The organism is Chryseobacterium sp. (assembly GCF_022712095.1).
Classification (GTDB): Bacteria; Bacteroidota; Bacteroidia; order Flavobacteriales; family Weeksellaceae; genus Chryseobacterium.
Genome location: NZ_JALAHD010000190.1, coordinates 1 through 8,053, shown reverse-complemented (window position 1 = coordinate 8,053; position 8,053 = coordinate 1). Strand labels below are relative to the sequence as shown.

The window sequence follows — 8,053 nt, the reverse complement described above, 5'->3', positions numbered from 1 at the left end:
GTTATATGTTCATTAGCCCCTTGTTAAAAGCAGGAGGTTTTGTTTAAATAATTGGGGATTTTCCATTATTTATTCAGTTTTATATTAAGAATCAGAAAATCCAAAGCAAGAATGATAAGTAAAATTACAGGTATAGGAAATTATATACCACCACAGAAAATAACTAATTTATTTTTTGACAAACACATTTTCCATAATGAGGAAGGCACTGTATTGAAAGACGACAATATTTCAGTAATCAATAAGCTTCAAAAAATCACAGGAATCGAAGAGAGGAGATATGCCGATGACAATCAGGTAACATCCGATCTGGGATTAATTGCCGCTCAGGCTGCTATAGAAGATTCCGGAATCGACCCTGAGACACTAGACTATATTATATTTGCCCATAATTTTGGAGATGTCCAGTTTGGTACTGTTCAGTCAGATACCGTTCCCAGCCTTGCATCAAGGGTAAAACACTCATTAAAAATCAAAAATAATTTTTGTGTAGCCTATGATCTTTTATTTGGTTGCCCCGGCTGGATCGAAGGAGTCATACAGGCTAATGCATTCATTAAATCGGATATCGCCAAACGCTGCCTGGTCATAGGAGCGGAAAGCCTTTCCCGGGTTGTAGACATTCACGACAGAGACAGTATGATTTATGCTGACGGGGCCGGCGCTGTTGTTTTAGAAATTAATGAAGATGATGACTCCGGCATAAAATCTCATTTATCAGCATCCCATACCTTCCATGAAAAAGATTATCTGTACTTTGGAAAATCTTATAATAAAGAAAGCTGTCATAGTACCAAGTATATCAAAATGGACGGAAGGAAAATTTATGAGTTTGCATTGATACACGTTCCGGATGCTATGAAAAAATGCCTGGATAATAGTGGTTATTCCATTAATGACCTGAATAAAATAATTATCCATCAGGCCAATGAAAAAATGGACGAAGCTATTGTCAACCGATTTTATCAGCTCTACGGTCATGCCGTACCTCCTGATATTATGCCTATGGTAATTAATAAATTGGGAAACAGCAGCGTTGCCACCATACCTTCTCTCCTATCTATGATTTTAAAGGGAGAACTCGATACCCATCAAATTAAAAAAGGGGATGTAGTTTTATTTGCTTCGGTGGGTGCAGGAATGAATATTAATGCTTTTGTATATAAATTCTAACTCTTCCATATCCTACAAATAATGCGTAAGCTACGAATATATTTTTGATAATCAATAATTTAAACTTACTATTATTAATTTATTTTGTTGTAACTTCGCCAGACATTTAGAAAACAGGTTCCTGCCTTTGCCGTTCTGTAACAGTTTAAAATTCCCATTTTTTTCTTTCAGTTTTGCTTTTTCAGCTACCCTCATTTTACCTTCAGTTTTATTGGTTTAAAATTCAGGTAATAATGATTCTACTTTATAGAAGAATGACACCATCTTGCCCTGCATTCAATATTTGAATTGATCCGTAAAGCAAGTAATGAAAAGAAAAAAATAATATTTTTATTTACCCTATAAATCACAACCAGATTGATATGGGAAAATTCCGGAAATTTATAATGAGTTTTAAAAATTTAAATTTAATCAATCCCATTATCCGCGCTGCGACAGAGGCTGGATATTCTAAACCTACCGAAATACAGTATGCTGTAATTCCTCATGTTTTAGATGGGAGAGACATTATAGTTGCAGAGACTGGACTGGGAAAGACAGCTTCATTTACTATTCCTATTTTACAGTTACTGAAAAAGTATTCTCCCGAACACAACGAAATACGAACTTTAATTCTCACTCCTAATAAAGAATTAGCCCAAAAAATAGAGGAGAACTTTGAAGTTTACAGTAAATATTTACCATTATCACAGTTTTCAGTTTTTGAAGGGGTGTTGGAAGGAAGCCAACTCGCCGCACTAAGAAAAAGAGTAGATGTCCTTATTGCCACTCCCGTAAGACTGCTTGATTTAGTGAATAGAAGGTATATTGATCTATCCAAGATTGAAATATTCGTATTGGATGAAGCAGACCGAATGCTGGATTTGGAATTTGTAAACGACATACAAAAAATCATGAAGCTTATTCCTCTGAAGAAACAGACACTCTTGTTTTCTTCATCTATGTCACCGTCTATCAAGAAGCTGGCCTATACCCTATTAACCAATCCCAAAGAAATCATCACCAACGGCAGTTCGATGAAAAAAGGAACATCTCAACATCCCGTTTATTTCTCTTAAAATAAAATCAGGGATATAACACATAACAATAATTTTTTAATAATAATTACAATGCAACAAGGCACAGTAAAATTTTTCAATGAAGCAAAAGGCTTCGGATTCATTTCTCCTGCAGATGGAGGAAACGATATATTTGTACATTCTTCAGGATTAGAAGTAAGATCTATCCGTGAAAACGACAAAGTAGTTTTTAATGTACAAAAAGGTGATAAAGGTTTAAATGCTATTAATGTAAAATTAGCTTAAGCTTATAATCATCAACTTATTAAATAAATCTCAATTTCATTATAAACGGTATCGTTTGAGGAAAATTGATATCAATTACATTACTTATATTTTTTATATGTTCATTTACCTCTTGCCTTTTGCAGGAGGTTTTTTTGTATTAAACCTTTTATAAAAATAGCATTTCGGAATTTTAAAAATCTTATTAAAAATCAACAAAAAAAGAGAGATTAAAGATGATTTATATCACTTTAAAGAGAGATACAGATTCCAATCCGTACATTTATAAAATTATAAAACTAATTTATCATGAAAGCCAAAACTTATTATTTGGTGTTTCTCTTTTTCTTACTGGGTTGGACCACTACATGGGCCCAAATATCAAAAGAATATGATGTAAGCACACCTGGATCTTTATCCCAACTCATGGGAACAGACAAGAATACGATCACCGATCTTATTCTTACAGGAACTCTTAACAGTACAGATTTCCAGACCATCAAAGGAATGACTGTACTCAAAAATTTGGATTTAGAAAATGTACATTTAGAGGATGACCTCCTTCCAGCCGGAGCTTTTCAAGGGAAAACTTTAAGTAAAATTACTTTACCTGTTTCCCTAAAATCTATAGGAATATCCGCTTTTCAAAATGCAACATTTGATGAGATTGATTTTAGTAAATCTCCAGATCTTAGTCAGATCAACCAGGCAGCATTTAAAGATGCTAAAGTAAAACCCAATAACACTTTAAATTTTTCTCAAAACTTAAAGTTATCAGACTTTACAACAACACAATGGCTAACCGGTACTTTTAGCGGCTATGCAGGTAAAGTAATTTTACCTCCCAACCTGAAAACAGTACCTACATGTACTTTTGCCGGCTTTAAAGGAGAGGTTATACTTCCAAATACAGTTGAAAATATAGGGTCTGCTGCTTTTTATAATGCTACTCCTACCTTATTAAAACTATCTGCCAATTTAAAATATATTGACCAAAATGCTTTTGATCATGCAACTATCAGTGAGTTGGACTTCACCAATAGCCCTGAATTAACAACCATGACAATGGCTGTATTTAATAATGCCAATATTCCACAAATAGATCTTTCAAAAAATCTGAAATTATCAGATTTCTCAACGACACAATGGCCAACCGGTACTTTTAGCGGCTATGCAGGTAAAGTAATTTTGCCTCCCAACCTGAAAACGATTCCTGAACTTGCTTTTGCAGCTTTCAAAGGAGAAGTGATTATCCCTGATTCAATAGAAAAAATAGGCGTAGCTGCATTCTATAATGCTGCTCCTACGATGATCAAGTTGTCGAAAAACCTAATAACGATAGAGAGAAGTGCTTTTGAAAGGGCCACTATTACTGAACTTGACTTTTCAAACAGTTTGGAATTAACCAGTATTGGAACATCAGCATTCAATTCCGCTAACATACCTCAGGTTGATTTTTCTAAAAACTTAAAACTGACAGAGTTCCCATCTACAATAAATTTAGCAGGAACATTTTCTCAGTATGCTGGAAAGGTAATATTACCTCCCAACCTGAAAACTATTCCTGAACTTGCTTTTGCAGCTTTTAAAGGTGAAGTGGTTATCCCTAATTCAGTAGAGGAAATAGGAACAGCAGCCTTTTATAATTCAGCACCTACATTACTGAAATTATCTACCAACTTAAAAATCATAGCTAAGAGCTCTTTTGAACGTATTAATATAAATGGACTGGATTTCTCTAATTGCCTAGAACTAACAAGCATAGGAGTCATGAGCTTTCAAAATGCAACTGTACCTCAATTAGATTTCTCCAAAAATTTAAAATTAACAGAATTTCCATTAATACAGACTATTGCTGGAGCTTTTACAGGATATGCAGGAAAAGTAATTTTACCTACAAACCTAAAAGTCATATCTACGTATACTTTTGCCAGTTTTAAGGGAGAAGTGGTTATCCCTAATTCAGTAGAGGAAATAGGAGCAGCAGCCTTTTATAATTCAGCATCTACATTACTGAAATTATCTACCAACTTAAAAATCATAGCTAAGAGCTCTTTTGAACGTATTAATATAAATGGACTGGATTTTTCTAATTGCCTAGAGCTAACAAGCATAGGAGTCATGAGCTTTCAAAATGCAACTGTACCTCAATTAGATTTCTCCAAAAATTTAAAATTAACAGAATTTCCATTAATACAGACTATTGTTGGAGCTTTTACAGGATATGCAGGAAAAGTAATTTTACCTACAAACCTAAAAGTCATATCTACGTATACTTTTGCCAGTTTTAAAGGTGAAGTAAGCATTCCGAATACAGTAGAAGAAATAGGAGCAGCAGCCTTTTATAAATCAACTATAAAAGAAACTATTCTTCCTTCAGCTTTAAATCAAATAGGTACTTCAGCTTTTGATGGCTGTACAAGTCTTGTTAAGATTATCAGTCACAATCCTACTCCACCACAGTTAGGAATAAATATTTTCAAGGGAATTGATCTGCAAAAAGTTCAATTATGTGTACCTAAAGAATCTACCTCTATATATCAGGCAACTAATCAATGGAATGATTTCCCTAATTATTGCGAAGCTATCAATACATCAGAATTAGCAATTTATGCTCCTAACAGTTACATATTTGATATTGACAAAGCTAAAGATAACAACTACGGAGGATTGGAAATACCGGTAGCCAAAGCATATGCCATGTGGAGCAAGAATGAGTATCTGGACAAACAATCAATTCCTTCCGGAATACTTTCGGCTTCTGTATACTGGCAAGATGTTGAGGGATTAATCCAGTCTGCTTCTGTCAATCAGAATGGTGAAAACTCTAAAATCAATGTAAGAATAAATAAGGCTAAAGGAAAAGGAAATGCATTAATAGCACTTCACGTAGGATCAACAGGAAATCCTCAGACTGATCCGGTGTATTGGAGCTGGCATATATGGGTAACTGATGATCCTACAAAAAGTGCTATTGCGTATAAAAACAATGCTCCTGGCGTTGACTGGACCAACACTTTTATGGATCGTAATTTAGGTGCTTCCAGTAACACTTTCTTAGGATATGGATGGAATAAGACCGGAGGACTTCTATATCAGTGGGGAAGAAAAGATCCTTTCCCTCCTATGATTGATAAGGATGGTGCATTACCTATCATTTCCACTCAATTATTTGGTGATATCACCCTTACAAACCACAGTAGTATATTTGTGATACGCCCAAATGATGAGATGAACGGAAATATTAAGTATGCCACACAAAATCCATTGAAGTTTATCAATGGGGCTACTGATAGTGAACTTTGGTTCTCAAAAGAGAAGCATAACAGTGGAATGAGATTTGATTTGTGGTCTGATAATACTGAGGGCAAGCAAAATGTTGTTTCTTATCAAAACCAGTTAAAATCTCCTTTTGACCCTTGTCCATCAGGATGGAGAGTTCCTTCGTATGCACATGGCCTTACCGGACATCCTAAATACTCACCTTGGGGAAATTCATATAATGTTCCTGCTGACGGAGTTGGAGGAGAAACTATTTCCGGAAAGAATAACCGTTATCCATCTGCAAAAATTTATCCCGGATTAGGATTTGACTTTGTACAGGGTGAAGAAAATTATCACATAGGACAATATGCTCTTACCGGACATTATGTAAAATATCCAAGCGGAAAATCGTACTATCAGGATCAAGGTTCAGAAGGCTTTTTATGGGGAGCTTCCATGGATATCTTCGGAATTGCCAGAGGAATGCATATAATCTCAGACCCGACGCAGGCTTTGGGTGATGATTCCACTCAACGTAAAGGATGGTATCACATTGATACTTATAGCGGAAGCGGAGCGGTTCGATGTTCTAAGGACCCTAGAGGTTCTGAAATAGATTGGTTTGTAACTCAATATCTTCCCGCTGAAGTTAAGGATTATACCGAAGGTTTAGAAAATCCGAATAGTTATCTGCTGGTAAAATCCAGCCAGGCTCAATCGGTTACTATCCCTGTTAATAAGGCTTATGCCGTCTACAATCAGTATCTGACAGAACATGACTGGCCAAAAGCAAATGAAACTCAGTCCGTAAATGTATACTGGACTACCGATACAGGTTTACTAACGAATGTAGCATTAAACGGATCTAATGAAAACGGATCTATTCAGGTAACTGTTGCTCCTAATAAATCAGGAAATGCGGTAGTTTCTTTACATTCCGGAATTAATGGAAATTCAAGTGATCCTGTATTATGGAGCTGGCATATCTGGGTTCCTAACAATAACCCTATAGAAAATCCTGTAACCTATACTACTGAGAAAAGATTTTCAGATACCAAGCCTGCTGAACATAAAGATTTCTTAATGTTCAGTACTAGAAGTGGTCTTATACCATTAACAACTACATTTATGGACCGTAACTTAGGTGCTTTGGAATTTGATGTAGCTTCAGACAATCCCTCAATATATGGAAAAACAGGAGGAATTCATTATCAGTGGGGAAGAAAAGATCCAATTCCTACTTTCCAGAATGTTTCCGGAGTGGATGGATATCCGGGAGATTATAATTATAGCATTTATCTAGGTTCAAATACCACAGGTTCTATAACTTATCAATCGATCAATGGAGCTTCCTATGTACAAAGTTTCACTCAATATGCAAACTTTACAGAAACTCCTACCGTAATGAGTGCTTTAAAAAAGGCCTCTGAAAATCCTTTATTATTCACTTACAGGCCTAATGGAGCAAGAAACTGGCTTCCTAAATCTATGCCTGAATTATGGGGACATGCTGTTGAAAAATCGGCATTTGACCCTTGTCCTGAAGGATGGAGAGTTCCGGATCAGGGTATAGGAGCCGTTAATTCACCATGGTTTAAAGAAGGTACATACGCTTATGAATGTACTTGGGCAGGTGGATCCTGCAGCCCTGCATGGGGACCTAAATCACCGGAAAACTTTGCTACTTATAAGGGAACAATGATCCGAATTGGTAATACAGAAGAAGCCAGAGGATGGGCATTTAATGATCCCGAATACCGCATAGGACAGATTCCTACAACAGGAATAAGAGGATTCACTCCTAATGGTAACTATGGAGGAAGTGTTTATTATCCTAAAGTATTTGGTGGATTATGGTCTGCCACTATGTCTGATAACCAGACAGGAACAGCATTAGGGCTAAGCTTCGCCAAAGGAGCCTATGAAGGATATAACGGAATGAGACCTGCAGAACAAATGAATCCTTACTGGGGAGTTCCTGTTCGTTGTTCTAAAGATCAACCGAGGTTTACTGCTGATCTCATTGCTAACCCTCCAATGATGCAGTCTTTAGCAAAAGCTCTAGCAAAAAATATTGAAATTCTGGAAAACAAATCTGTAGAATCAATAAAATCTCAGATCCAGATAAGTCCGAATCCTACTACGGGAATCTTTACTGTTTATTTAACAGAAATTCCTGAGGGTACGATTTATGTCACTAACATAACAGGTCAGACCATAATAAATAAAACTTTCAAAAACGAAAGTATGATAGAACTTAATATAGCATCTCAGCTGTCCGGTGTTTATATGGTAACCGTTATAAGCGGAGGAACCATGTTTAAGAAAAATAT

4 protein-coding genes are annotated in these 8,053 nt (G+C 35.8%); all 4 read left to right on the top strand.

Annotated elements, in window-relative coordinates:
- Positions 1 to 111 precede the first annotated feature (111 nt).
- The gene (locus tag Q0A18_RS09860; RefSeq protein WP_292009977.1) at positions 112 to 1,173 is read left to right on the top strand and encodes a ketoacyl-ACP synthase III; all 1,062 of its coding nucleotides are present in this window, start codon (positions 112 to 114) and stop codon (positions 1,171 to 1,173) included.
- Between the two features lie 386 nt (positions 1,174 to 1,559).
- On the top strand, positions 1,560 to 2,231 hold the full coding sequence (locus Q0A18_RS09855; protein ID WP_292009976.1) for a DEAD/DEAH box helicase: 672 nt from the start codon (positions 1,560 to 1,562) through the stop codon (positions 2,229 to 2,231).
- Positions 2,232 to 2,282: 51 nt separating this feature from the next.
- Positions 2,283 to 2,477, top strand: a complete 195-nt coding sequence (locus tag Q0A18_RS09850) for a cold shock domain-containing protein (RefSeq protein WP_292009975.1) — start codon at positions 2,283 to 2,285, stop codon at positions 2,475 to 2,477.
- 288 nt (positions 2,478 to 2,765) lie between these two features.
- Positions 2,766 to 8,053 (top strand): leucine-rich repeat protein (locus Q0A18_RS09845; RefSeq protein ID WP_292009974.1); only part of this gene is annotated, 5,288 nt, incomplete at its 3' end.

What these genes read in the sequence shown, in the direction of transcription:
- Q0A18_RS09860 (WP_292009977.1), top strand. Translation starts at nt 112, where the DNA reads ATGATAAGTAAAATTACAGGTATAGGAAATTATATACCACCACAGAAA.
- Q0A18_RS09855 (WP_292009976.1), top strand. Translation starts at nt 1,560, where the DNA reads ATGAGTTTTAAAAATTTAAATTTAATCAATCCCATTATCCGCGCTGCG.
- Q0A18_RS09850 (WP_292009975.1), top strand. Translation starts at nt 2,283, where the DNA reads ATGCAACAAGGCACAGTAAAATTTTTCAATGAAGCAAAAGGCTTCGGA.